The 21107-nt window shown below is 74.0% G+C and carries 19 protein-coding genes; 9 read left to right on the top strand and 10 right to left on the bottom strand.

The genetic code is table 11. The features are described 5' to 3' along the window. Positions 1–7 precede the first annotated feature (7 nt). On the top strand, positions 8–1660 hold the full coding sequence (locus ACIGZJ_RS22680) for an MFS transporter (RefSeq protein ID WP_396458913.1): 1653 nt from the start codon (positions 8–10) through the stop codon (positions 1658–1660). On the opposite strand, the gene leuA is transcribed toward ACIGZJ_RS22680, so the two are convergent. Both leuA and ACIGZJ_RS22670 read right to left on the bottom strand, forming a co-directional pair. Then, positions 1605–3383, bottom strand: coding sequence for a 2-isopropylmalate synthase (gene leuA / locus ACIGZJ_RS22675; RefSeq protein WP_396458912.1), 1779 nt, complete (start codon positions 3381–3383; stop codon positions 1605–1607). The genes ACIGZJ_RS22680 and leuA overlap by 56 nt on opposite strands. Positions 3384–3633: 250 nt before the next feature. Then, positions 3634–5121: an MFS transporter gene (locus ACIGZJ_RS22670; RefSeq protein WP_396458911.1), complete on the bottom strand. Its 1488-nt coding sequence runs from the start codon at positions 5119–5121 to the stop codon at positions 3634–3636. An 87-nt stretch (positions 5122–5208) separates the two neighbouring features. On the opposite strand from ACIGZJ_RS22670, the gene ACIGZJ_RS22665 reads away from it, so the two are divergent. The 5 genes from ACIGZJ_RS22665 (at position 5209) to ACIGZJ_RS22645 (ending at position 10217) form a co-directional block, all read left to right on the top strand. Beyond that, complete coding sequence (locus tag ACIGZJ_RS22665) at positions 5209–6039, top strand: helix-turn-helix transcriptional regulator (protein WP_392939134.1); 831 nt, start codon at positions 5209–5211, stop codon at positions 6037–6039. 185 nt (positions 6040–6224) lie between these two features. Further along, positions 6225–7028, top strand: a complete 804-nt coding sequence (locus ACIGZJ_RS22660; RefSeq protein WP_396458910.1) for an MBL fold metallo-hydrolase — start codon at positions 6225–6227, stop codon at positions 7026–7028. Between the two features lie 6 nt (positions 7029–7034). Continuing rightward, a complete protein-coding gene (locus ACIGZJ_RS22655) occupies positions 7035–7466 on the top strand; it encodes a nuclear transport factor 2 family protein (RefSeq protein ID WP_387949290.1) in 432 nt (143 codons plus the stop codon). Positions 7467–7639: 173 nt separating this feature from the next. Continuing rightward, the gene (locus ACIGZJ_RS22650; RefSeq protein ID WP_396458909.1) at positions 7640–8914 is read left to right on the top strand and encodes an NAD(P)/FAD-dependent oxidoreductase; all 1275 of its coding nucleotides are present in this window, start codon (positions 7640–7642) and stop codon (positions 8912–8914) included. A gap of 136 nt (positions 8915–9050) precedes the next feature. After that, positions 9051–10217, top strand: a complete 1167-nt coding sequence (locus tag ACIGZJ_RS22645; protein WP_396458908.1) for an alpha-hydroxy-acid oxidizing protein — start codon at positions 9051–9053, stop codon at positions 10215–10217. Between the two features lie 20 nt (positions 10218–10237). On the opposite strand, the gene ACIGZJ_RS22640 is transcribed toward ACIGZJ_RS22645, so the two are convergent. From ACIGZJ_RS22640 to ACIGZJ_RS22620, 5 genes are all read right to left on the bottom strand, one after another. After that, entirely contained in the window at positions 10238–10906 is a 669-nt protein-coding gene (locus ACIGZJ_RS22640) for an O-methyltransferase (protein WP_396458907.1), read from the bottom strand. 185 nt (positions 10907–11091) lie between these two features. Then, positions 11092–12366: an MFS transporter gene (locus ACIGZJ_RS22635; protein WP_396459028.1), complete on the bottom strand. Its 1275-nt coding sequence runs from the start codon at positions 12364–12366 to the stop codon at positions 11092–11094. A 155-nt stretch (positions 12367–12521) separates the two neighbouring features. Further along, complete coding sequence (locus tag ACIGZJ_RS22630; protein ID WP_392939125.1) at positions 12522–12878, bottom strand: ArsR/SmtB family transcription factor; 357 nt, start codon at positions 12876–12878, stop codon at positions 12522–12524. A 107-nt stretch (positions 12879–12985) separates the two neighbouring features. Next, complete coding sequence (locus tag ACIGZJ_RS22625; protein WP_396458906.1) at positions 12986–14047, bottom strand: phosphatidylinositol-specific phospholipase C domain-containing protein; 1062 nt, start codon at positions 14045–14047, stop codon at positions 12986–12988. A 174-nt stretch (positions 14048–14221) separates the two neighbouring features. After that, positions 14222–15175: a LysR family transcriptional regulator gene (locus tag ACIGZJ_RS22620; RefSeq protein ID WP_396458905.1), complete on the bottom strand. Its 954-nt coding sequence runs from the start codon at positions 15173–15175 to the stop codon at positions 14222–14224. Between the two features lie 88 nt (positions 15176–15263). On the opposite strand from ACIGZJ_RS22620, the gene ACIGZJ_RS22615 reads away from it, so the two are divergent. Both ACIGZJ_RS22615 and ACIGZJ_RS22610 read left to right on the top strand, forming a co-directional pair. Continuing rightward, positions 15264–16214, top strand: coding sequence for a reductase (locus ACIGZJ_RS22615; protein WP_396458904.1), 951 nt, complete (start codon positions 15264–15266; stop codon positions 16212–16214). A gap of 44 nt (positions 16215–16258) precedes the next feature. Continuing rightward, positions 16259–17167, top strand: a complete 909-nt coding sequence (locus ACIGZJ_RS22610) for an aldo/keto reductase (RefSeq protein ID WP_396458903.1) — start codon at positions 16259–16261, stop codon at positions 17165–17167. A 105-nt stretch (positions 17168–17272) separates the two neighbouring features. Here ACIGZJ_RS22610 and ACIGZJ_RS22605 read toward each other — a convergent pair whose 3' ends face one another. Beyond that, positions 17273–18271: an aldo/keto reductase gene (locus ACIGZJ_RS22605; RefSeq protein ID WP_396458902.1), complete on the bottom strand. Its 999-nt coding sequence runs from the start codon at positions 18269–18271 to the stop codon at positions 17273–17275. Positions 18272–18402: 131 nt separating this feature from the next. Here ACIGZJ_RS22605 and ACIGZJ_RS22600 point away from each other — a divergent pair, with 131 nt between their 5' ends. Continuing rightward, positions 18403–18975, top strand: coding sequence for a TetR/AcrR family transcriptional regulator (locus ACIGZJ_RS22600; RefSeq protein WP_396458901.1), 573 nt, complete (start codon positions 18403–18405; stop codon positions 18973–18975). Between the two features lie 92 nt (positions 18976–19067). On the opposite strand, the gene ACIGZJ_RS22595 is transcribed toward ACIGZJ_RS22600, so the two are convergent. Further along, a complete protein-coding gene (locus tag ACIGZJ_RS22595; RefSeq protein WP_396459027.1) occupies positions 19068–19235 on the bottom strand; it encodes a hypothetical protein in 168 nt (55 codons plus the stop codon). 33 nt (positions 19236–19268) lie between these two features. Further along, the gene (locus tag ACIGZJ_RS22590) at positions 19269–20936 is read right to left on the bottom strand and encodes a phospholipase D-like domain-containing protein (RefSeq protein ID WP_396458900.1); all 1668 of its coding nucleotides are present in this window, start codon (positions 20934–20936) and stop codon (positions 19269–19271) included. Positions 20937–21107: the final 171 nt, after the last annotated feature.

The following is a 21107-nucleotide window of genomic DNA, read 5'->3' as shown; positions in this document are numbered from 1 at the left end:
GTGAGCCATGGCCGTCAACGCGCCCGCCGTGAACGGGCCCGCCCTGATCGCGATGCGGATGAACCGCCTGCCGCTGACCCGTACGCACCGCCGGCTGGTCCTGACCGTGGGCCTCGCCATGTTCTTCGACATGTACGAGATCTTCATGTCCGGCGTCCTCGGCGCCGTGATGAAGCAGCGGTACCACCTGGACCGCACCGAGGTCTCGGCGGTGCTGGCCTCCGTGTTCGTCGGCATGTTCATCGGGGTGCTGGCCGTCGGCCGGCTCTCCGACCGGCTCGGGCGGCGGCGGGCGCTGCTGCTGGGGGTGTGTGTCTACACGGTGTTCTCCGCCGTGGGGGCGCTCACCGACGGCGTGCCCCAGCTGATCGCCGCCCGGCTGCTGGCGGGCCTGGGCATCGGGCCGGTGCTGCCGCTGGCCGACGCCTATCTGAGCGACCTGCTCCCGGCACGGGCCCGCGGCCGCTGGACGGCCTGGGCGTACACCGTCGCCTTCTTCGGCGTGCCCGCCGTCGGCCTCACCGCCCGCTGGCTGGTGCCGCTGAAGCCGCTCGGGGTGGACGGCTGGCGCTGGCTGTTCCTGATCGGCTCGGTCGGCGGACTGATCGTGCTGGCCCTGCGCCGCCATCTGGTGGAGTCCCCGCGCTGGCTCGCCTCGGTCGGCCGCACCGCCGAGGCGGACGAGGTGCTGCGCCGCCTGGAGGGCGAGGCGGGCGTCACCGGGGCCGACTCCGCCGCCGAGGTACTGGACCGCCTCAGGGCGGAGGCCGGTACCGCCGACTCCGGCGCACGCGTCCCGGCCCCCGCGAAGGGCGGCGCACCAACGACGAACGGCGGACCGGCAACGATCGGCGGACTCGCCAAGGGCGGCGAGCCCGTCCAGGCCGAGGCCCGCAGACGCCTGGAACCGGTCCACCGCAAGCGGGTCGCGATGATGGCGGTGTTCCACCTGCTCCAGGCCTTCGGCGGCTACGGCTTCGGCACCATCGCGCCACTGGTGCTCGCCACCAAGGGCTACTCGATCGTCAGTTCGCTGCTCTTCAGCGCGCTGACCTTCGCCGGCTACCCGCTCGGCTCGCTGATCTCGATCCCGCTGATCGAGCGCGTCGAGCGCAAGTTCCTGATCGTCGGTGCCGCCCTCGGCATGGCCGTCTCCGGCCTCGCCTTCGGCCATGCCTCCGGCGCACCGGCGATCATCGCGGCCGGGGTCTGCTACACCGCCGTGAGCAACGTCTTCTCCAACGGCTACCACGTCTACCAGGCGGAGATCTTCCCGACCACCCACCGGGTCGCGGCCGTCGCCGCCACCTACTCGCTCTCCCGGATCGCCACCGCCGCGATGCCCTTCCTGATGGTGCCGCTGCTGGAGCGCTCCGGTGCCGACGTGCTGTTCGCGGTGGTGGCCGCGACCCTGGTGGCGATCGCGCTGGACATCGGCCTGCTCGGGCCGCGGGTCAACGGGCAGACCCTGGAGGACGTCAACGAGGCGCTGGCCGCACGGTCCGGGCCGACCCCGCCCTCCCCGCCCGCACCGGCGGCCGGCGCGGGCGGGGAGGCGGAGGAGGAGTCCGGGCCTCGGCACCCGGACCGTTCGGTCGGACCGGTCAGTCCCGGAAGCCCCGGTTCACAGCCGACACCAGGGCCTTCAACGAGGCGGTGACGATGCTGGAGTCGATCCCGACGCCCCAGAACGCCCGGCCGTCCACCGCGCACTCCACATAGGCGGCCGCCCGCGCGTCACCGCCGGCGGACAGCGCGTGCTCGGCGTAGTCGTGCACCCGGACGTCGATGCCGAGGTCGGCGAGCCCGGCGACGAAGGCGTCGATCGGGCCGTTGCCCGCGGCCTCCAGCCGCCGTTCGGCGCCGTCCAGCCGCAGGTCCACCACGAGGGCGTCCTTCTCGTCCACCACGGCCGAGGTCCGGTGGGCGAGCAGCGCCATCCGGCCCCACTCCTTGGCCCCGGCCGCCAGCGGTCCCGCCTCCGGCGAGCCGGCCGGCAGGTACTCCTCGACGAAGATCGCCCAGAGCTCGGCCGGGGTGACCTCGCCGCCGGACTCGTCGGTGCGCGCCTGCACCGCCCGGGAGAACTCGATCTGCAGCCCGCGCGGCAGGTCCAACTGGTGCTCGGTGCGCATCAGGTGGGCCACCCCGCCCTTGCCGGACTGCGAGTTGACCCGGATCACCGCCTCGTAGGAGCGGCCGACGTCCTTCGGGTCGATCGGCAGGTACGGCACCGCCCAGGCCGCCTGGTCGACCTCGACGCCGGCCGCGGCGGCGTCCTGGCCGAGGTGGTGGAAGCCCTTCTTGATGGCGTCCTGGTGCGAACCGGAGAAGGCGGTGTAGACCAGCGAGCCGCCGTAGGGGTGGCGCTGGTGGACCGGCAGCTGGTTGCAGAACTCGACGGTGTCGCGGATCCGGTCGATGTCCGAGAAGTCGATCATCGGGTCGACGCCCTGGCTGAACAGGTTCAGCCCGAGCGTCACCAGGCAGACGTTGCCGGTCCGCTCACCGTTGCCGAACAGACAGCCCTCGATCCGGTCCGCGCCCGCCAGGTAGCCGAGTTCGGCGGCCGCGACGGCCGTGCCCCGGTCGTTGTGCGGGTGGACGGAGAGCACCACCGCGTCGCGGAAGGCCAGGTTGCGGTGCATCCACTCGATGGAGTCCGCGTACACGTTGGGCGTGGCCATCTCCACCGTGGCCGGCAGGTTGACGATGGTCCGACGGTCCGGGGTCGGCTGCCAGACCTCGTTCACGGCGTTGCAGATCTCCACCGCGAACTCCAGCTCGGTGCCGCTGTAGGACTCCGGCGAGTACTGCAGCCGCACCCCGGTGTCGGTCATCCGCTCGGCCAGGTCGGCGCAGACCCGGGCGCCGTGCAGGGCGATGCCGGCGATCTGCGGACGGTCCATGCCGAAGACGACCCGGCGCTGGAGCGTGGAGGTCGAGTTGTAGAGGTGCACGATCGCCCGGCCGGCGCCGCGGACGGCCTCGAAGGTCCGCTCGATCAGCTCGGTCCGGCAGGGGGTGAGCACCTGGATCGCCACGTCGTCCGGGATCAGGTCCTGCTCGATCAGCTGGCGGCAGAAGTCGAAGTCGGTCTGGCTGGCGGACGGGAAGCCCACCTCGATCTCCTTGTAGCCCATGGCGACCAGCAGTTCGAACATCCGCAGCTTGCGGCCCGGTCCCATCGGGTCGATCAGTGCCTGGTTGCCGTCCCGCAGATCCACCGCGCACCACTGCGGGGCCCGGGTGATGGACCTGCCGGGCCACGTGCGGTCCGGCAGGTCGATCACCTGGAAGGGGCGGTAGCGCTGGAACGGCATGCCCGAGGGCAGTTGGAGCGGGAAGTCGGGCCGGGCGTACTGCTGCGCGTCGGTGTTCATCGGGTTCGTCCTCCTGGGCTGTTCAGGTCTTGCGGCCGGCCGCACGGGCCTCTGCACACCGCGACGAGCCGGCCGACCGTTACGGGTGCTCGTCGCGGCGGCTAAGAAGGAGGGTGGGACGCGTGGAGGGACGCGTGGCGGGATCGCGCATGGCGCCTCACCATACCGGCGACGATCCCGTCGTGCGCGCGCCATCCAGCATGAGGACAAACCGAACGGTTGTTTGACGATCAGTCAGTCTGACGCGACGTCATCTCGGCTTTGCGGATCGCCCGCCCGTCCGGCCCTCCCGCCGCGCGGCCAGCCCGAAACCGACCAGCAGCGCGATCAGCAGCACCACGCCCGCGTCCACCAGCGCGCCCAGCCGCACCCCGCTCAGCAGCGAGAGCTCGAACGACTCCCCGGCGTCCTGCCGTTGGGACAGCCGGTACGAACAGACCGCACTCAGCACCGGCGTGCCGATCGTGATCCCGATCTGCTGCGCGCTGGTGATCAGCCCGCCCGCCAGCCCCTGCATGTCGTCCGGCAGCCCGGCGGTCGCGTTCACCCCGTACGAGACCACCGCCGACATGTGGCCCACCGAGGCCAGCAGCAGCGCCGCCAGCGGCACCCAGGCCGAGGCGTCCGCCCGGACCAGGGCGAGCAGGGCGAACGTCCCCACCGCCTGCACCGCGAGGCCGCCGGTCAGCACCGTCCTCGCCCCGAGCCGACCGATCAGCCGCGAGGCGCCCATGCCGGTGGCCACCAGGACGATGCCCTGCGCACCGAAGAACAGCCCGGTGGAGAGCGCCGACAGGTGGAGCACCTGCTGGAGGTAGAGGGTGAGCAGGAAGATCAGCGAGCTCATCATCGCGAAGGTGGTCAGCCCGCCCAGGTTGCCGAACGCCACCCCGCGCAGCCGCAGCATGGCCAGCGAGACCAGCGGCTGCGGTGCCCGCCGCTCCACCAGGACGAACGCGGCCAGCAGCAGCACGCCGACCAGCAGCGCACCCGCCACCACCACCTTGTTCGGGTGCTCCCCGGAGGCGGTGGAGGCGCCGTAGATCAGCGCGAGCAGCCCGCCGGTGACGGTCATCGCGCCGGGCAGGTCCAGCCGGGCGGTCCGCTCCGACCGGCCCGGCTCGGCGATCAGCCGCATCGCCGCGACCGCCACCAGGGCGCCGGCGACGGCCAGCAGACCCATCGTCGAACGCCAGCCGAGCCCCTCGGTCATGCTGCCGCCGAGCACCATGCCGACGGTGTACCCCAGCGACAGCAGCGCGCCGTTGACGGCCAGCGCACGGTTGCGCAGCGGGCCCTCGGGGAAGATCGTGGTGAGCAGCGACATCCCGACCGGCACCACCACGGCCGCGCCGAGCCCCTGCAGGGCGCGGGCGGCGAGGAAGGAGCCGGGGTTCCAGCCGAGCGTGGCCAGCACCGAGGCGGCGGTGAACAGCGCCACGCCGCCGAGGAACAGCCGGCGCCGGCCGTAGATGTCGGCGGCCCGGCCGAAGAACAGCAGGAAGCCGCCGGAGGGCAGGGCGAAGGCCGTCACCGCCCACTGGAGGTCGCTCGGCGCCATGCCGAGGTCCTTGCCGAGCTTGGGCAGGGCGACGTTCAGGATCGAGAAGTCCAGCGCGATGATGAACTGGGCGCCGCAGAGCACCGCGAGGGTGAGCGCGGCGCGGGCGCCCAGCCGCCCGTCGTCCGCCGCGTGCGCCGCCCGCGGGCCGGCGGACTGTTCACTGGTTGTGGTCATGGCGACCAGCCTGGCCGGACGTACCCGCCCGTGGGGAGCCCCTGTCTATCCTGGTGGTCGCACCACCAGGCGGTGAGGAGAGCAGTCGTGGATGTCCAGCAGCCCGGCCGGCGGCCGGAGTTACGTGAGTTCCTGATCAGCCGCCGGGCCCGGGTCAGCCCGGCCGGGGCCGGGCTTCCGGCCGGCACCGACCGCCGCCGCACCCCCGGGCTGCGCCGCGAGGAGGTCGCGGTGCTGGCCGGGGTCAGCCCGTCCTGGTACCAGTGGCTGGAGCAGGGGCGGGACATCACCGTCTCGGGCGGGGTCCTCGACGCGGTCTCCCGGGTGCTGCGGCTGGACGACACCGAGCGGCGCCACCTGTACGGCCTGGCCGGCCTCAACCCGCCGCCGAGCAGCGCCCCGGTCGACACCGCGTACTGCGAGGAGCTGCAGCGGCTGATCGACTCCTGGGCCCCGAACCCGGCCGCCATCCTCGACCGGTCCTGGAACTACGTGGCGCACAACGCCACCGCCCGGCTCGCGCTCAACATCGGCCAGGCGGACCGCAACTGCCTGGTGGCCTTCTTCCGCGACCGCGCCTACCGGGCCGGCAGCGGGCCGTGGGAGCGGGTGGCCCCGTCCGTGGTCGCCGCGTTCCGGGCCGCCGCCTCGGAGCACCCGGACAACCCGGGGTTCCGCGAGGTGGTCGACGAACTCTCCGCCACCAGCCCCGAGTTCAGAGCCCTCTGGGCCCGCCAGGACGTGGCGGCGGGCGGCGTCCTGGTGAAGGAGGTCGACCACCCGACGATCGGCCGGCTGAGCTTCGAGAGCAGCCAGCTCAAGCTGCCGGCCCGACCGGACCTCACCGTGGTGCTGTACAACCCGCTGCCGGGCACCGACACCGCCGAGAAGCTGGCCCACCTGGCGGCCGCGGTCTGAGGCCCGCGGCCCGAGCCCCCGCGGCCCGAGCCCCCGCGGCCGAAGGGGCGCTCCGGCGGCGCTGCGGCGGGGCGGGTCCCCCTGTCGGGCCAACCCGGGGTGCGGGCGGTGCCGGGGGCGCCGATGCTGGGCGGCGACGCGTGCCCGGCCCACGGCCGCCGGGCCGGCCTTAGGGAAGGACCCCCATGAGCTCCCTCGACTTCCAGGTCATCGACAGTCCCGACAGCTCGCTCAACAAGACCTCCGTGCTGGTGACCGGCCCGAACGAGGCCCTGCTGGTGGACGCCGGGTTCACCCGCTCCGACGGGCGGCGGCTGGCCGAGGCGGTCCGGGCCTCCGGCCGACGGCTGACCACCGTGTTCGTCAGCCACGGCGACCCGGACTTCTACTTCGGGGCGGAGGAGGTCCAGGACGCCTTCCCGCAGGCCCGCTTCGTCGCCACCCCCAGCACCGTCGAGCACATCCAGGAGTCCTACGAGGGCAAGCTGAAGGCCTGGGCGCACCTCGGCCCCGAACTGCCCACCCGGCTGGTCCTCCCCGAGGCCCTGCACGGCGACGAGATCGTCTTCGAGGGCCACCGCTTCGAGCTGCGCGGCGCGGACTTCCACCTCCCGGACCGGCACTACCTCTGGCAGCACCACCACGGGGCGATGCTCGGCGGCGTACTGCTCTTCGAGGGCCTGCACGTGTGGACGGCCGACACCGGCACCCAGCAGCAGCGCGCCGCCTGGATCGACCTGCTGGACGGCATGGAGGCGCTGGAGCCGCAGTTCGTGGTGGCCGGCCACCGCATCGCGGGCGCGCCGACCGACACCACCGCGATCACCCACACCCGCGACTACCTGCGGGCCTTCGAGACGGAGATCGGCAAGTCCGAGGACGCCGCCGGGGCGAAGGCCGCACTGGAGCGCCGCTACCCGGACCTCGGACTGAAGCTGGCGGTCGACCTCGGGACGAAGGTCGCCAAGGGCGAGCTGGTCTGGGGCTGAGCCGCGATGATCGAGATCCCGAGGTCCACCGCGTCGTTCGCCGAGTCCTCCGCCCCCGCCGACGTGGTCCGCCGCCAGTACCTGGCCTCGGCGCGCGGCGACCTGGCCGCGCTGCGGGCCACCCTGGCCGACGACGTCGAGTGGACCGAGATGGCCGGCTTCCCGCTGGCCGGCACCTACCGCACCCCCAAGGGCGTCACCGGCGGGGTGATGGAGCGGCTGGCCGCCGACTGGGACGGCTGGACTGCGCACGACGACCACTACGTGGTGGACGGCGAGAACGTGGTCGTGCTGGCCCGCTACACCGCCGTCCACAAGGCCACCGGCCGCCCGCTGGCCGTCCGGGTCGCCCACCACTTCACCGTGCGCGGCGCGCGGATCGTCCGCTTCGAGCAGTTCGTCGACACCGCGCTGGTCCGCGACGCGATGACGCCGTAGCGCACGGGGCAGAGTGGGGGCGCGGCCGGCACAGCGGGCTTGGCGCAAACCTGGCGCCCGCCCGCTTCACCCGTTCGGGGGAGCCTGCCGCGGCGCGCCTGGCGTGGTCTCGACAGGCCCGCCGGGCGGCGGCAGGCTGTCGGTGATTCCGGCCGGAGAGCGAGGAGTTCACCATGAGCACGGGCACATCCACGGACACCCCCGAAGGCGCCGACGGCCCCGGGGAGGAACGCCCGATCGTCATCGTCGGCGCCTCCCTCGGCGGTGCGAAGGCGGCCGAGGCCCTGCGCGAGGCCGGGTACCGGGGCGGCATCGTGCTGATCGGCGACGAGCACGAGCGCCCGTACGAGCGGCCGCCGCTCTCCAAGGGCTACCTGCTCGGCAAGACCCCGCGCGAGAAGATCTACGTCCACCCGCCGCAGTGGTACGGCGAGCAGGACGTCACCCTGCGGCTCGGCACCGCTGTCGCCTCCGTCGACCCGGCCGCGCACACCGTCACGCTCGCCGACGACGGGCGGATCGCGTACGCGAAGCTGCTGCTCACCACCGGCTCGGTACCGCGCCGGCTCCCGGTGCCCGGGGCGGACCAGGAAGGCGTGCTCTACCTGCGCCGGGTCGGGGACAGCGACCGGATCAAGGCCGCGGTGGAACGGCCCGGCGCCCGGATCGCGGTCATCGGCGCGGGCTGGATCGGCCTGGAGACGGCCGCGGCCGCCCGTACCGCGGGCGCCGAGGTCACCGTGCTGGAGGCGGCCGAGCTGCCGCTGCTGCGGGTCCTCGGCCGGGAGGTCGCCCAGGTCTTCGCCGACCTGCACCGGGAGCACGGCGTAGGCCTGCGGTTCGGCGCCAAGGTCGAGGAACTGGTCGGCGAGGGCGGCCGGGTGACCGGTGTCCGGCTCGCCGACGGCACGACGGTGGCGGCCGACGCGGTGGTCGTCGGCATCGGGATCGCCCCCGACACCGTGCTCGCCGAGACCGCCGGACTGGACGTCGAGAACGGCGTCCGGACGGACGAGCACCTGCGCACCTCCGACCCGGACATCTTCGCGGCGGGCGACGTCGCCAACGCCTTCCACCCGCTGTTCGACCGCCACATCCGGGTTGAGCACTGGGCCAACGCGCTCAACCAGCCGCAGACCGCCGCCCGCGCGATGCTCGGCCAGGACGCCGTGTACGACCGGGTTCCCTACTTCTTCACGGATCAGTTCGACCTGGGCATGGAGTACACCGGCTACGTGGAACCCGGCGGCTACGACCGGGTGGTCTTCCGGGGCGATCCGGCCACCCGGGAGTTCATCGCCTTCTGGCTCGCCGACGGCCGGGTGCTGGCCGGGATGAACGTCAACGTCTGGGACGTCACCGACCCGATCCGCGAACTGGTGCGCTCCGGCCGGGCGGTGGACCCGGACGCCCTCGCCGACCCGGCCGTCCCGCTGTCCGACCTCTGAGCCCGCGACACCCCGGCCGCGCCCGCACCATGGTCAACCGGCCGTCCTCCCGGGCATGGTGGTGCACACCATGCCCGGGGGACGGCCCCGGGGGCGGCCCGCCCGGCCGTCACCGGCGACAGGACGGCGGCCCGCGATGACCCGGCAGTTCGGCGACTACCAGAACGAGATCTACTTCGACGGGCTGTTCGGCGTCCTGCCGAAGTACCCGCTGGAGTTCGCCGGGTTGGAGGCCGCGGCGCTGGCGGCGCTCCCGCCGTCGATCCGCTCGTACGTGGCGGGCGGTGCGGGCGACGAACACACCCAGCGGGCCAACGTCACCGCGTTCCGGCGCTGGGGCCTGGTACCCCGGATGCTGGTCGGCGCCGCCCGACGGGACCTCTCGGTCCGGCTGTTCGGACTGGAGCTGCCCTCCCCGCTGTTCCTGGCACCGATCGGGGTGATCGGGCTCTGCGCGCAGGACGGCCACGGGGACCTCGCCACCGCCCGGGCCGCCGCCCGGACCGGCGTGCCGATGATCGCCTCCACCCTCACGGTCGACCCGATGGAGCAGGTGGCCGCCGAACTCGGGGACGTCCCGGGCCTGTTCCAGCTCTACACGCCCACCGACCGGGCGCTCGCCGAGAGTCTGGTGCACCGCGCCGAGGCGGCCGGCTTCCGCGGGATCGTGGTCACGCTGGACACCTGGGTCACCGGCTGGCGCCCGCGCGACCTGGCCGCCGGCAACTTCCCCCAGCTGCGCGGCCAGGCGCTGGCCAACTACACCTCCGACCCGGTGTTTCGCGCCCGGCTGGCCAAGGCCCCCGAGGAGGACCTCCAGGCCGCCGTGGCCGAGTGGGTCGGCCTCTTCGGCAACCCGCTGACCTGGGACGACCTCGCCTGGCTGCGCTCGATCACCCGGCTGCCGCTGATCCTCAAGGGCATCTGCCACCCCGAGGACGTCCGGCGCGCCCGGGACGGCGGCGTGGACGGCGTCTACTGCTCCAACCACGGCGGCCGCCAGGCCGATGGCGGACTCCCCGCCCTGGACGCACTGCCGGCCGTCGTCGAGGCCGCCGCCGGCCTGCCGGTGCTCTTCGACTCCGGCGTGCGGACCGGCGCCGACGTGGTCAAGGCCCTCGCGCTGGGCGCCGCCGCCGTCGGCATCGGCCGCCCGTACGCGTACGGCCTCGCCCTCGGCGGCGCCGACGGCGTCGTCCACGTCCTGCGCTCGCTGCTCGCCGAGGCCGACCTGATCATGGCGGTGGACGGCTACCCGACCCTGGCCGACCTGCGCGCCGAGGGCGCCCTGCGGCGGGTCTGAACACCCGCCGCGGGCCGGGCTCAGGCCGTGACGAGTGCGAGCACGAAGCCGTCGTAGCCCTTCTCCCCCACCGTCTGCACCGCAGTGGCCGTCAACCGCGGGTGGGCGGCGACGAGTTCGGTGAACCGGCGGACGCCCTGGACCCGCGGGTCGTCGCTGGCCGGGTCGGTGACGGCGCCGTCCCGGACGACGTTGTCACCGATGATCAGGCTGCCCGGCCTGGTCAGCCGCAGCGCCCAGTCCAGGTAGTCCGGGTTGGCGGGCTTGTCGGCGTCGATGAAGACCAGGTCGAACGGCCCGGCCTGCTCCTGCTCCAGCAGCGGCAGGGTGTCCAGCGCGCGGCCGGCCCGGACCTCCGCGACGTCCGTCAGGCCGGCCCGGGCGAGGTTGGCACCGGCGACGGCCGCGCAGCGCTCGTCGGCCTCCAGGGTGATCAGCCGCCCGCCCTCGGGCAGCGCGCGGGCGAGCCAGATGGTGCTGTAGCCGCCGAGGGTGCCGATCTCCAGGATCCGGCGGGCGCCGTGGACGCGGGCGAGCAGGTTGAGCAGCTTGCCCTGGTTGGGCGCCACCTGGTGCGGCGGGAGGCCGGCCGCCGCGCTGTCCTCGACAGCGGCCAGCAGGGCGGCGTCCTGCTCGACCAGCAGGTCGTTGAAGTAGTCGTCGACGGCGGTCCAGGTCTGCTGCGACATTGTGAGTTCCCTTTCGAGACCAAGTCAGTTCCGAAGAGAAACCTACTATGCCGTTCCGCGGGCGCGCCCACCACCCCCCGGTCACCCGCGACCCGGGCGCGGCGGGAGAACGCCGGGCCGCCCCAACGTCCCTGACGCCGGGGCGGTCCGCGCGTGCGCCGTCGGCCGGTCGCCAGGGCGTCACGTCAGCTGGCCGCGGGGGCGTCCCGCCGGTCGGGGGCGGGCAGTACCGCCGCCGGGCTGGGCTCGGACGCGATCGGACGCCAGGTGCAGGCCGCCAGTACGCCGGCGGCGAGCGCGAGTGCGCCGAGGACGGCCGTCGCCGCGGTGAGCCCGGCCGCGGCGCCGAGTCGGCCGGCCAGCGGGTAGGTGAGCAGCCAGCAGCCGTGCGAGAGGGAGAACTGGGCGGCGAAGACGGCGGGCAGGTCCGGCGCGGCCACCGAGTCCCGCAGGACCCGCCCGGTGGGGGTCAGGATGAGCGAGCCGGCCGCGCCGAAGGCCGCCCAGACCGCCAGCAGGGCGGGCCAGCGCCAAGCGGCCGGGCCCGCCCGGGTGATGGCGGCGAGGAGCGCGAACAGGGCGGCGACGGCGAACGCCGCCGGGAGCATCACCGCCCGGTCGGCCACCCGGTCCAGCACCCTCGGCAGCAGCAGGGCGACGGCCATGGAGCCCGCGCCGTAGGTGCCGAGCGCCAGCGCCACATCGCCGGCCGGGCGGTCCAGCCGGTCGCGGACGTACACCACGGTGTTGACGATCACCATGGCACCGGCGGCGGCGACCGCGAGGTCGAGGGCGAGCATGGCCCGCAGTCGCGGCACCGCCAGGAAGAGCCGGGTGCCGCGGGCGGCGCGGGTGAACACGCCGTCGGCGGCGAGGTGTTCGGCCGGTACCGCCCCGGGCAGGACGGCCGTGGCGACCAGCGCGGCGGAGCCGAGGAAGCCCGCGGCGGTGCCCCAGAACAGCCAGTGGTAGCCGACCAGGGTGAGCAGCGCGGCCGCGAGCAGCGGGCTGACCAGGCTCTCCGTGTCGTACGCCAGCCGGGAGAGGGACAGCGCCCGGGTGTAGTCGCGCTCCTTCGGCAGCACCTCGGGGATCACCGACTGGAACGCCGGAGTGAAGGCCGCCGAGGCGCACTGCAGGACGAACACCAGGCCGTAGACCTGCCAGATCTGGGTGACGAAGGGCAGGGCGAGCGCGGCGGCGAGCCGGGTGAGGTCCGAACCGACCATCAGACGGCGGCGCGGGATCCGGTGCGCCAGCGCGGTGACGATCGGGGCGATCCCGACATAAGCGGTCATTTTGATCGCCAGCGCGGTGCCCAGCACCGCTCCGGCGTCCGCGCCGGCGAGGTCGTAGGCGAGCAGTCCGAGGGCGACCGTCGCCAGTCCGGTGCCCACCAGGGCGAGGAGGTGCGCGGTGAACAGGTGCAGATAGGCGCGGTCGCGCAGGACGGACAGCATCGGGGGACCCCGCTCGGGCTCGACGCGGCAGGACGACGGATCCAGCATAGGACAACATGTACGTACGTGTGCACCTATTGCATGGACCGCCGCCCGGGAGCGAACGGTGGGCGGCGGATGAGGCGTCGGATGAAGCGGCAGCCGAGCAGGGCGGGTCAGTCGTGCGGGGGCAGCCCGCTGATCTGGTGGTCGGCGACGTTCAGCGCCTCGTTGACCAGGCGTCGGAGGTGGCCGTGGCGCAGCGCGTAGACGACATGGCGGCCGTCCTTGCGGGCGGTGACCAGCCCCGCCAGCCGGAGCTTGCCGAGGTGCTGGCTGACCGACGGCCGGGCGGCGCCGCACGCCTCGGTGAGCGTGGTCACATCGGCCTCGCCCTCGCCCAGCCGCTGCAACAGCGCCAACCGGGTGCGGTCGGCGAGCAGTGCGAGGATGCCGGCGGCGGTGTCCAGCCGCTCGGCGGCGTCGCGCTGTTGCACCTGATGTGCACCTGATAGCTGAAGGCTGCCGCTCATGGCCTCATCGTAGTGGGGCGGCACCGGCCCGGACCCCTCGCGGAGCGGCGGCCTCCCCCTACGAGGACGGGACGAGACGCCGCGGCGAGGGGCCCGGGCCGGGACGGTCAGCCGCGGGTCAGCACCAGGGACTGGACGGCGGGGAGCCTGCGCCAGTCGCTGGAGACGATGCTGGCGTGCGCGCGGGCCAGCTGCTCGGTGCGGCTGCGGGCCTGGTCGGCGGTCGGGTCGGTGGCGCTGATCGCCGGCGCGACGTTGTGGGCGTCGGTCAGCACCAGCAGGTAGTGCCGACTGTCGTACCAGGCCGTGTCGATCCCACCGCCGGTGTAGGTGGCGGCGTCGCCGTCGAAGAGCACGAACCACGGGCGGATCGCGGCCTCGCCGTACTTGCCGCGCGGGTCCCCGGCGGCGGCGCCGTGGACGGCGGGGAAGACCTCGGCGTCGCCGATCCGGCCGGCGGCGGCCAGGTCGCGCAGGTGCCGCCCGTACTCGACGTCGGTGTGCAGGGTGTCGAAGGGGTTGCCCTCCTCGACCGTGCCGGGGATCACATACAGCAGCACCCGCCCGGCCAGCGCCGCCCGGGACGGCCAGTTGCCGGCCTTGGCCGCCTCGTCGGCGGTCGGGTAGGAGCCGCCGCCGGGCTTGGCGAGCAGGTCGGCGGGGCGGAAGACGGCGGAGCCGAGGTGCCCGGCGATCAGCGAGTCGAGCTGGGCCGGGCCCATGCCGCGGTTGGCGGCGAAGCCGCCCTTGAGCTCCAGCTTGACCACCAGCGGGCCGGCGTCGGGGTGGGCGCCGAGCCAGACCCGGACGTCGTCCAGGCAGGTCTCCAGGTTCTTGTTGGCGCCGCCGGTGTAGAGCTGGGCGGGGGTGCTCGCGGTGACGCAGTTGTTGGCGTTGCCGAGCGGGTTGGAGTGGCTGACCTTCCACTCCTTGGTGATGGTGTCCGTCCAGGCGTCCAGCTCGATCATGCCGGTGCCGGTGTCGAGGCCCTGGGCGAGGTAGCCGAAGGCCGCCGGGTCGTAGGCGTTGTGCAGGCCGACGGTGGTGGCCGAGCCGAACGGCAGCTCGCCGGGTGCGGTCGCGGCGTCGGCCGACTGCACCGAGGTCAGGGCGGCGGCGGCGAGCAGACCGGCGGCGAGGGAGCCGGCGAAGGTGCGGCGTGCGTTCACGGGTGGCTGTCCCCTTGTCGGAGGTTCGATGGGCGGTCGTCCCGCCCGGGCAGAAGGATGGTGCGCCTGAGCATCCTTCAGGTGAAGGGGACACAACAAGAACGCGACGCATCATCGTAGACCGTCCGCGGACCCGCTCCGGGCCGGGGTACCGGCGGGCCGTTCGGGGGCGGCCTACTCCCCCGACAGCCGGGCTGCGGGGGCGGCCTGCTCCCCCGGCAGTCCGGCTGCGGCGGCGGCCTGTTCCCCCAGCAGCCGGGCCAGCGCCTCGGCGTAGGGCTGCGGGCGGCCGCGCCGGGCCAGCGCGATCCCGAAGTGGCGGGCCGGGCTCGGCGGCCGCACCGGCACCGCCCGCGTCCCGGCCAGTGCCGGCGCGAGCGCCACGTGCGGCACCAGCGAGACGCCGACGCCGGCCGCGACCAGCGAGCGGGCGAAGAAGTAGTCGGTGGTGGAGCCCGCCACCCGGAGTTCGAAGCCCGCCAGGGCCGCGTGCCGGTGCAGGAAGGCCTCGGTCTTCAGGCAGCCCAGCACCCAGCGCTCGTCGGCGAGTTCGGCCAGCTCAACGTCCTCCCGGCCGGCCAGCCGGTGCCCGTCCGGCAGCACCACCGAGAGCGGGTCGTCCATCAGCGGCGTCCAGTCCAGCCCGGAGCGGTCCCCCGGGAGCACCGGCAGCGGACCGTCGAAGTGGTAGGCGAGGGCGAGGTCGGCGGTGCCCTCGCGGACCATCGGCAGGCTGTCCTCGGGCTCCCGCTCCACGATCCGCAGCTCGACCTCCGGGTACTCGGCCGCGAACCGGGCCAGCGCCACCGGCAGCAGGTGCCGCCCACCGCTGGTGAAGGTGGCGAGGGTGAGCCGGGGCCGGGCCGCGCCGAGCCGGCCGATCCGCTCCTGGGCGTTCCGCAGTTCGGCCGAGATCGCGGTGGACGCCTCCACCAGCAGCCGCCCGGCCTCGGTCAGCCGCACCCCGCGGGTCGAGCGCTCCACCACCGTCGTGCCCAGACCCCGTTCCAGCGCCGCGACCTGCTGCGACACCGCGGAGGGGGTGAGCAGCAGGGCCGCCGCCGCCCGGTTGAAGCTCCCGTGCTCGGCGACCGCCTGGAGCACCCCGAGCCGTCGGACGTCGATCATCGCGCTCCCCCGGTCAACAGTTTCGCTGATGACCCGTTCAGTAAGTCGTTAGTTCCGGTGATGACCATACGACGACAGGGTGGGGGTCATGCAAAACGTCTGCGTCATCGGCGGAAGCCGCTACTTCGGCCTGCACCTGGTCACCCTGCTCCGCGACTCCGGTACCCGCGTCACCCTGGTCAACCGCGGCTCCGGGCCGCCCCCGCCCGGCGTCGACCACGTCCTGGCCGACCGGTCCGACGAGGCCGCGCTGACCGCCGCGCTCGGCGGCCGCACCTTCGACGCGGTCATCGACCAGGTGCTCTACACGCCCGCCCAGGCCGCCGTGGCCCGCCGGGTGTTCGCCCACCGCACCGACCGCTATGTGATGACCTCGACGATGGAGGTGTACGACCCGGCGACCTCACCGCTGGTGCGCACCGTCCCGGGCGTGCCGGTGGCCGAGCAGACCGTCGACCCGGCCCGCTGGCCGGTCGCCGCCGGCCTGCCCTGGCACGACCCGGACGCGCTCGGCCGGCACTTCGACGAGGCGACAACGTACGCGGAGGGCAAGCGGCAGGCCGAGGCGGTGCTCGCCCAGGACCCGCCGTTCTCCTGGGCGAGCGTGCGCAGCGCCCACGTCCTCGGCGGCGGCGAGCGGGACTTCACCGGCCGGCTGGCGCACTACACCGGGCTGATCGCGGCCGGCCGACCGGTCGCGGTGCACGAGCACCCGCAGCCGACCTCCTTCGTCCACCACGAGGAGATCGCCGCCGCCCTGGCCCTGGTCGCCGCCTCCGACGCCGTCGGACCGGTGAACGCCTGCTCCGCGGACCCGCTCGACGCGGTCGCGCTCGGCGGGCTGGTCGCCGAGCGACTCGGCACCACCGCGCGGTTCAGGCCGGCCGTCGGCGCGGACGCCTCGCCGTTCTCCTTCGACCGCTGGTACCCGATGGACGACCGGCGCGCCGTCGCCCTCGGCCTGCGGTTCTCCCGGACGGCCGACTGGCTCCCCGCGGCCGTCGACGAGGCCGCCGCCGCGGCCCGACGGGCGGCCTGAGATGACCTCCCCCCTCCCCAACCGGCCTCGAAAGGCGCTCTGAGATGACCCTCCCCCTCCCCACCCGGCTGCCGCAGCGGGCCGTCGGCGGTACCCCGGTCGGAGCGATCGGCCTCGGCGCGATGCCGCTCTCGGTCGAGGGCCGCCCCGACGAGGAGGCCGCGCTCGGCACCCTCCACGCCGCGCTCGACGCCGGTGTCACGCTGCTCGACACCGCCGACTCCTACCACTGGCACGCCGACGAGCACGGCCACAACGAACGCCTGGTGGCCCGCGCGCTGGCCGCCCGGCCGGCCGCCGACCGCGCGGCCGTGCTGGTCGCCACCAAGGGCGGCCGCGGCCGGCCCGGCGACGGCTCCTGGACGGTCGACGGCCGGCCCGAGCACCTCCGGCAGGCCTGCGAGGGATCGCTGCGCAGGCTCGGCGTCGAGCAGATCGACCTCTACCAGCTGCACAAGCCGGACCCGAAGGTGCCGTGGGCCGATTCGGTGGGCGCCCTGCGCGAGCTGCTGGACGCCGGGAAGATCCGCGCCGCGGGCGTCTCCAACGTCGACGAGGCGCAGATCCTGACCGCCCGGGAGATCCTCGGCGCCGGCCTGGTCGCGGTGCAGAACCGCTTCTCCCCGGCCGTCCGCACCGCCGAGCCGGAGCTGCGGCTCTGCGAACGCCTCGGCCTGGCCTTCCTGCCCTGGAGCCCGCTCGGCGGCCTGTCGCGCAGCGCCCTGGACGACCCCTCGGACACCGCCGCCGCCGGAACCGCCTTCCACCGGATCGCCGCCGAGCGCGGCGTGTCGCCCCAACAGGTCGGCCTGGCCTGGCTGCTGGCCCTGTCACCGGTCGTCGTACCGATCCCCGGCGCACGCCGCCCGGCCAGCATCCGGGACTCCGCCGCGGCCGCCGCGCTCACCCTCGACCCGACCGAACTCGCGGCGCTCTCCGTACCGTTCGCCTGACCGGCCTCGGGCCGCGCCGAGGCCGCCGCGGCTGCCCGGGCGATCGGGGCGGTCCTCGGGCCCGTTACCGCCGGCTCTGACACCCGCCACCGACCGCCGCACCGCTCAGCCGAGGCGGGCTCCGGCGATGGAGATCTCGTCGAGTCGCGCGATCGCATTGGAGGGAAGGTCGAGGGCGAAGCCTGCCAGGTTTCCGGCGAGTTGGCCGAGTGTCCGAGGGCCGATGACCACCGAGGTGACGCCCGGCCGCTGCCGCACCCAGGCGAGCGCCACGGCGGTCGGGGTGGAGTCCAGGGCTGCCGCGATCCCGGCGACCTCGTCGGCGACGTCCAGGTTGTGCCCGGTGAGCAGCTCCCCGGCCCAGGCCCGGGCCAGCGGCGAGGGGGAATTCAGCAGTCGGCCGATTCGCGACGTCCGGTCGGGCGCGGTGTCCCGCGTGTAGCGGCCGGTCAGGACGCCACCGCCCAGCGGGGACCAGACCAGGGCCCCGAGCCCGTGCCGTTCACAGGTCGGGAGGATCTCCGGTTCGATGCTCCGCTCCAACAGCGAGTACTGGCGCTGGAGGCTGACGAACCGTGTGCCGCTGCCGCGTTCGGCGGCCCACTGGGACTCCACGACCTGTGCGGCGGTGAAGTTGGAGCAGCCGACGTAGCGCACCTTGCCGGAGCGGACGAAGTCGTCGAGGGCGGCCATGGTCTCGTCGATCGGTGTGTCCGGATCCCACTGGTGACACTGGTAGAGGTCGATGTAGTCCGTGCCGAGCCGGCGCAGGCTGGCATCGAGGGCACGGATCAGGTGCACGCGGGACAGCCCCCTGTCATTGGCACCCGGCCCCTGCGGGAGGCACGCCTTGGTGGCGAGGACGACGGCGTCGCGTCGTCGTCTGACAGCCCGGCCGACGATCCGCTCGGACTCTCCGCCGGTGTAGGCGTCGGCGGTGTCGATGACGTTGTGCCCCGCGTCCAGGAAGGCATCGACGATGCGTCGGGCCTCCGCCTCGTCGCAGCTGCCGACACCCACCCCTCCGGACGGGCCGAAGTTCATGGTTCCCAGGCTTGCGCGGGAGACCTTCAGGCCCGAGTTGCCCAGTCGTGCGTATTCCATCTGCGGTGGCCCCCTGCTCGTCGGACGTGCCGGATGAACTCGATAGAATCGGATCACGCGTTCCGGTTGGAAGATACGGAACGACTGTTCCGAATGTCAACGAGTCAGATGTCAACGAGTCAGGGGAAGGCATGTCCGAGGAAGCCAAGCCGCTGCGCGCGGATGCCCGGCGCAACCGGGTGCGCGTTCTGGAGGCGGCCGAGGCCGTCCTGGCCCGCGACGGGGACGCCGCGTCGATGAGAGCCGTCGCGCAGGAGGCGGGCGTCGGCCTCGGCACGATCTACCGGCACTTCCCCACCCGGGAGGCGCTCTACGAAGCGATTCTCCTCGACCGGATGGAGCGCCTGACCGAACGCGCGGCGGCCTTGCGCCAGGCGGAGGACGCCGGTGCCGCGTTCTTCGGCTTCTTCACCGAGATCGTCGACAACGCAAGCCGGATGAAGGCCATGGCCGACGCCCTCGCCGACGCCGGGATCGACGTCAAGGCAGGCCTGTCGGAGTCCGGCGGCGCCGTGCGCTCCGCCGTCGAGGCGCTTCTGATCCGAGCCCAGCAGGCGGGCGCGGTGCGCAAGGACCTGCACATCCCCGAGGTGCTGGCCCTGCTCGGAGCCTCGTGCATGGCGGCGGAGCGCAACCGGTGGGAACCCGAGCTGCGGGACCGGGCTCTCGGAGTCGTGTTCGACGGCTGCCGTCCGCGCCGCTGACTCGGCCCGGTGTCGTCGGCGGGCCGGCGTCCCCGCCTACCGGCCCGAGTCCGTACGGCCGCCTCAAGGGCGCGGCACGCCCTTCGGATCGACTATGGGACAGCCCTCAGCAGCGCCCGCAGCCTGCCCGGCGGCAGGCCGGCCACCCGGCGGACCACATGGGTCATGTGCGCCTGGTCGGCGAAGCCCATCTCGTGGGCGAGCAGGCCGAGTTCGGCCTCGCCCTCGGTCAGCCGCTCCAGTACCCGGGTGACCCGCAGGCGGGCGGCGGACCGGGCCCGGCGTGGCGGCGGTCAGGCCCGGCAGCTGCCGGTGGCCCAGTCGACGGTGGCCGTGGCCTGGGAGTACTGCCACTCGGGGGCCAGCAGGTCGCGGTCCAGCTGGGCCGCGGCCGCCCGGTCCTCGACGATGTAGCCGAAGTCCTGGAGCCAGGCCGGGTAGAGGTTCTTCGAACCGATGTAGAAGGCCGAGCCGTCCACCGCGACCAGCTTGTGGTGCAGCGCGTAGGGGTGGCCGTCCGCCCAGGTCGCGGTCGGGGCCGCGCGGAAGGTGGCGAGCTGGAGGTTGCCGCACAGCGCCGCCGAGGCCTTCGCCGGGTCGCCGGTGAGGGCGGTCAGCCGGGCCCGCAGGACGTCGCTCACCTCGGAGAGGGACTTGATCTGCGAGTAGCCGCCGCTGCCGACGGCGCCGCGGTTGGCCGGGTCGCTGACCACGATGCGCACCTTGACGCCGGCCGCGAGCTTGGCGGCCAGCGCGTCGTACAGCCGGGCGTCGTAGCGGGGCAGCGGCGGGCAGGTGCCGTTCATGTCCTGCTGGGAGATCTCGATGTGGCTGCGGGCGCTCTGGACCAGGGCCCGCAGCGCGTTCTCCTCGGGGTTGACCGTCTCGTAGTTCCGGTCGGCGTTGGTGTTGTCGTGCAGGGTGAGCGGGCCGCAGCGGGTCTCGGAGGCGGCGGCGACCGGGCTCGGGCGGTAGGGCGAGGTGGGGTCCTCGGCCTTGATGCCGACGCCGAGGCCGCCGACGGCGAGGACCGGGACGGTGCCGGTGGCGGGCGGGGCGGCCGGGTTGAGCTCGCGTTCGATCGAGGGACGGCAGGCGCCGCCGTCGGAGGAGGCGAACCAGGCGTTGTCGAACAGGCCGGTGTTCTGGCAGGTCCAGGCCCACAGGGTGTCCAGGTAGCGGCCGGCCGAGCCGGCGGCCGGGCCGGTCAGTGCGAGGTCGACGTCCGAGACGGGGTGCGCGGTGTCGAGGTAGTCGTCCTTCCACCCGTTGATGCCGCCGGCGATGACGCTGCGGCCGTCGACCACCACCAGCTTGGAGTGGTTCCAGGAGAACGCGGTGCGCGAGGTGGTCATCGAGGCGACGTTGAGGGTGACCGAGCCCGCGGCGGGGCCGAGCCTGGCGAGCAGCTCGTCGCGGTAGCGGGACGGCAGGATGTTGGCGTTGTAGATCGGCGCGGCGCCGACCAGGATGCGCACCTGGAGCCGGTGGCCTGCGGCGGCCGAGGCCTTCAGCCCGGCCACCAGCGCGTCCTCGAAGCCGCCGTTGGGGAAGGGCGCGAGGGTGGAGACGTCGACGGTCCGGGTGGCGCCGGCGATGTCCGCCGTCATCCGGTCGAGCAGCGCGCGGGTGCCGGGCCGGTCGGTGCAGGCGGCGTCGCCCCAGCAGCCCGGGGTCTGCAGCAGCCAGCCGGCCCGGTCGCCGGCGGGGGTGTCGAGGCTGTTGCCCTCGGTGCGCTGCCAGACCGTGCCCTCCAGGCCCGGCGACACCTGGCGCAGGACGCTCTCGACCGCGTCGAGGTGCGGGGTCCCGTCGGTGCTCGCGCCGCCGGGACCGGTGGCCGGCGCGGGGTCCGCCTGTGCCGGGACGGCCGGGACGACGGCGAGCAGGGCGGAGGCGGCGGCGGTGGCCAGGGCGGACCGCAGGAGGCGGCCGGTACGGCGGGACCGGTGGAGGTGCACGTGATGTTCCTTCAGGAAGCGGCGGGTGGTTCACCCGTGGGACCCCCTGAGATTACCCAAAAGTAACATGACGTCTAATCGGGACATGACAACAGGCCAGCTGTCCGGATTCGCACCCGCCGTTCGACCCCCGCCTCCCGGCGGGGACGCCACCGCACGCGGCAGCGGCGG

Source organism: Kitasatospora sp. NPDC052868 (genome assembly GCF_044547105.1).
Classification (GTDB): Bacteria; Actinomycetota; Actinomycetes; order Streptomycetales; family Streptomycetaceae; genus Kitasatospora.
This window is presented reverse-complemented; position numbering and strand designations above follow the sequence as displayed.

Bases quoted from the DNA above. Each gene is read 5' to 3' on its own strand.
- ACIGZJ_RS22680 (WP_396458913.1), top strand. From the start codon at position 8: ATGGCCGTCAACGCGCCCGCCGTGAACGGGCCCGCCCTGATCGCGATG.
- leuA (WP_396458912.1), bottom strand. From the start codon at position 3,383: ATGAACACCGACGCGCAGCAGTACGCCCGGCCCGACTTCCCGCTCCAA.
- ACIGZJ_RS22670 (WP_396458911.1), bottom strand. From the start codon at position 5,121: ATGACCACAACCAGTGAACAGTCCGCCGGCCCGCGGGCGGCGCACGCG.
- ACIGZJ_RS22660 (WP_396458910.1), top strand. From the start codon at position 6,225: ATGAGCTCCCTCGACTTCCAGGTCATCGACAGTCCCGACAGCTCGCTC.
- ACIGZJ_RS22655 (WP_387949290.1), top strand. From the start codon at position 7,035: ATGATCGAGATCCCGAGGTCCACCGCGTCGTTCGCCGAGTCCTCCGCC.
- ACIGZJ_RS22650 (WP_396458909.1), top strand. From the start codon at position 7,640: ATGAGCACGGGCACATCCACGGACACCCCCGAAGGCGCCGACGGCCCC.
- ACIGZJ_RS22645 (WP_396458908.1), top strand. From the start codon at position 9,051: ATGACCCGGCAGTTCGGCGACTACCAGAACGAGATCTACTTCGACGGG.
- ACIGZJ_RS22640 (WP_396458907.1), bottom strand. From the start codon at position 10,906: ATGTCGCAGCAGACCTGGACCGCCGTCGACGACTACTTCAACGACCTG.
- ACIGZJ_RS22635 (WP_396459028.1), bottom strand. From the start codon at position 12,366: ATGCTGTCCGTCCTGCGCGACCGCGCCTATCTGCACCTGTTCACCGCG.
- ACIGZJ_RS22630 (WP_392939125.1), bottom strand. From the start codon at position 12,878: ATGAGCGGCAGCCTTCAGCTATCAGGTGCACATCAGGTGCAACAGCGC.
- ACIGZJ_RS22620 (WP_396458905.1), bottom strand. From the start codon at position 15,175: ATGATCGACGTCCGACGGCTCGGGGTGCTCCAGGCGGTCGCCGAGCAC.
- ACIGZJ_RS22615 (WP_396458904.1), top strand. From the start codon at position 15,264: ATGCAAAACGTCTGCGTCATCGGCGGAAGCCGCTACTTCGGCCTGCAC.
- ACIGZJ_RS22610 (WP_396458903.1), top strand. From the start codon at position 16,259: ATGACCCTCCCCCTCCCCACCCGGCTGCCGCAGCGGGCCGTCGGCGGT.
- ACIGZJ_RS22605 (WP_396458902.1), bottom strand. From the start codon at position 18,271: ATGGAATACGCACGACTGGGCAACTCGGGCCTGAAGGTCTCCCGCGCA.
- ACIGZJ_RS22600 (WP_396458901.1), top strand. From the start codon at position 18,403: ATGTCCGAGGAAGCCAAGCCGCTGCGCGCGGATGCCCGGCGCAACCGG.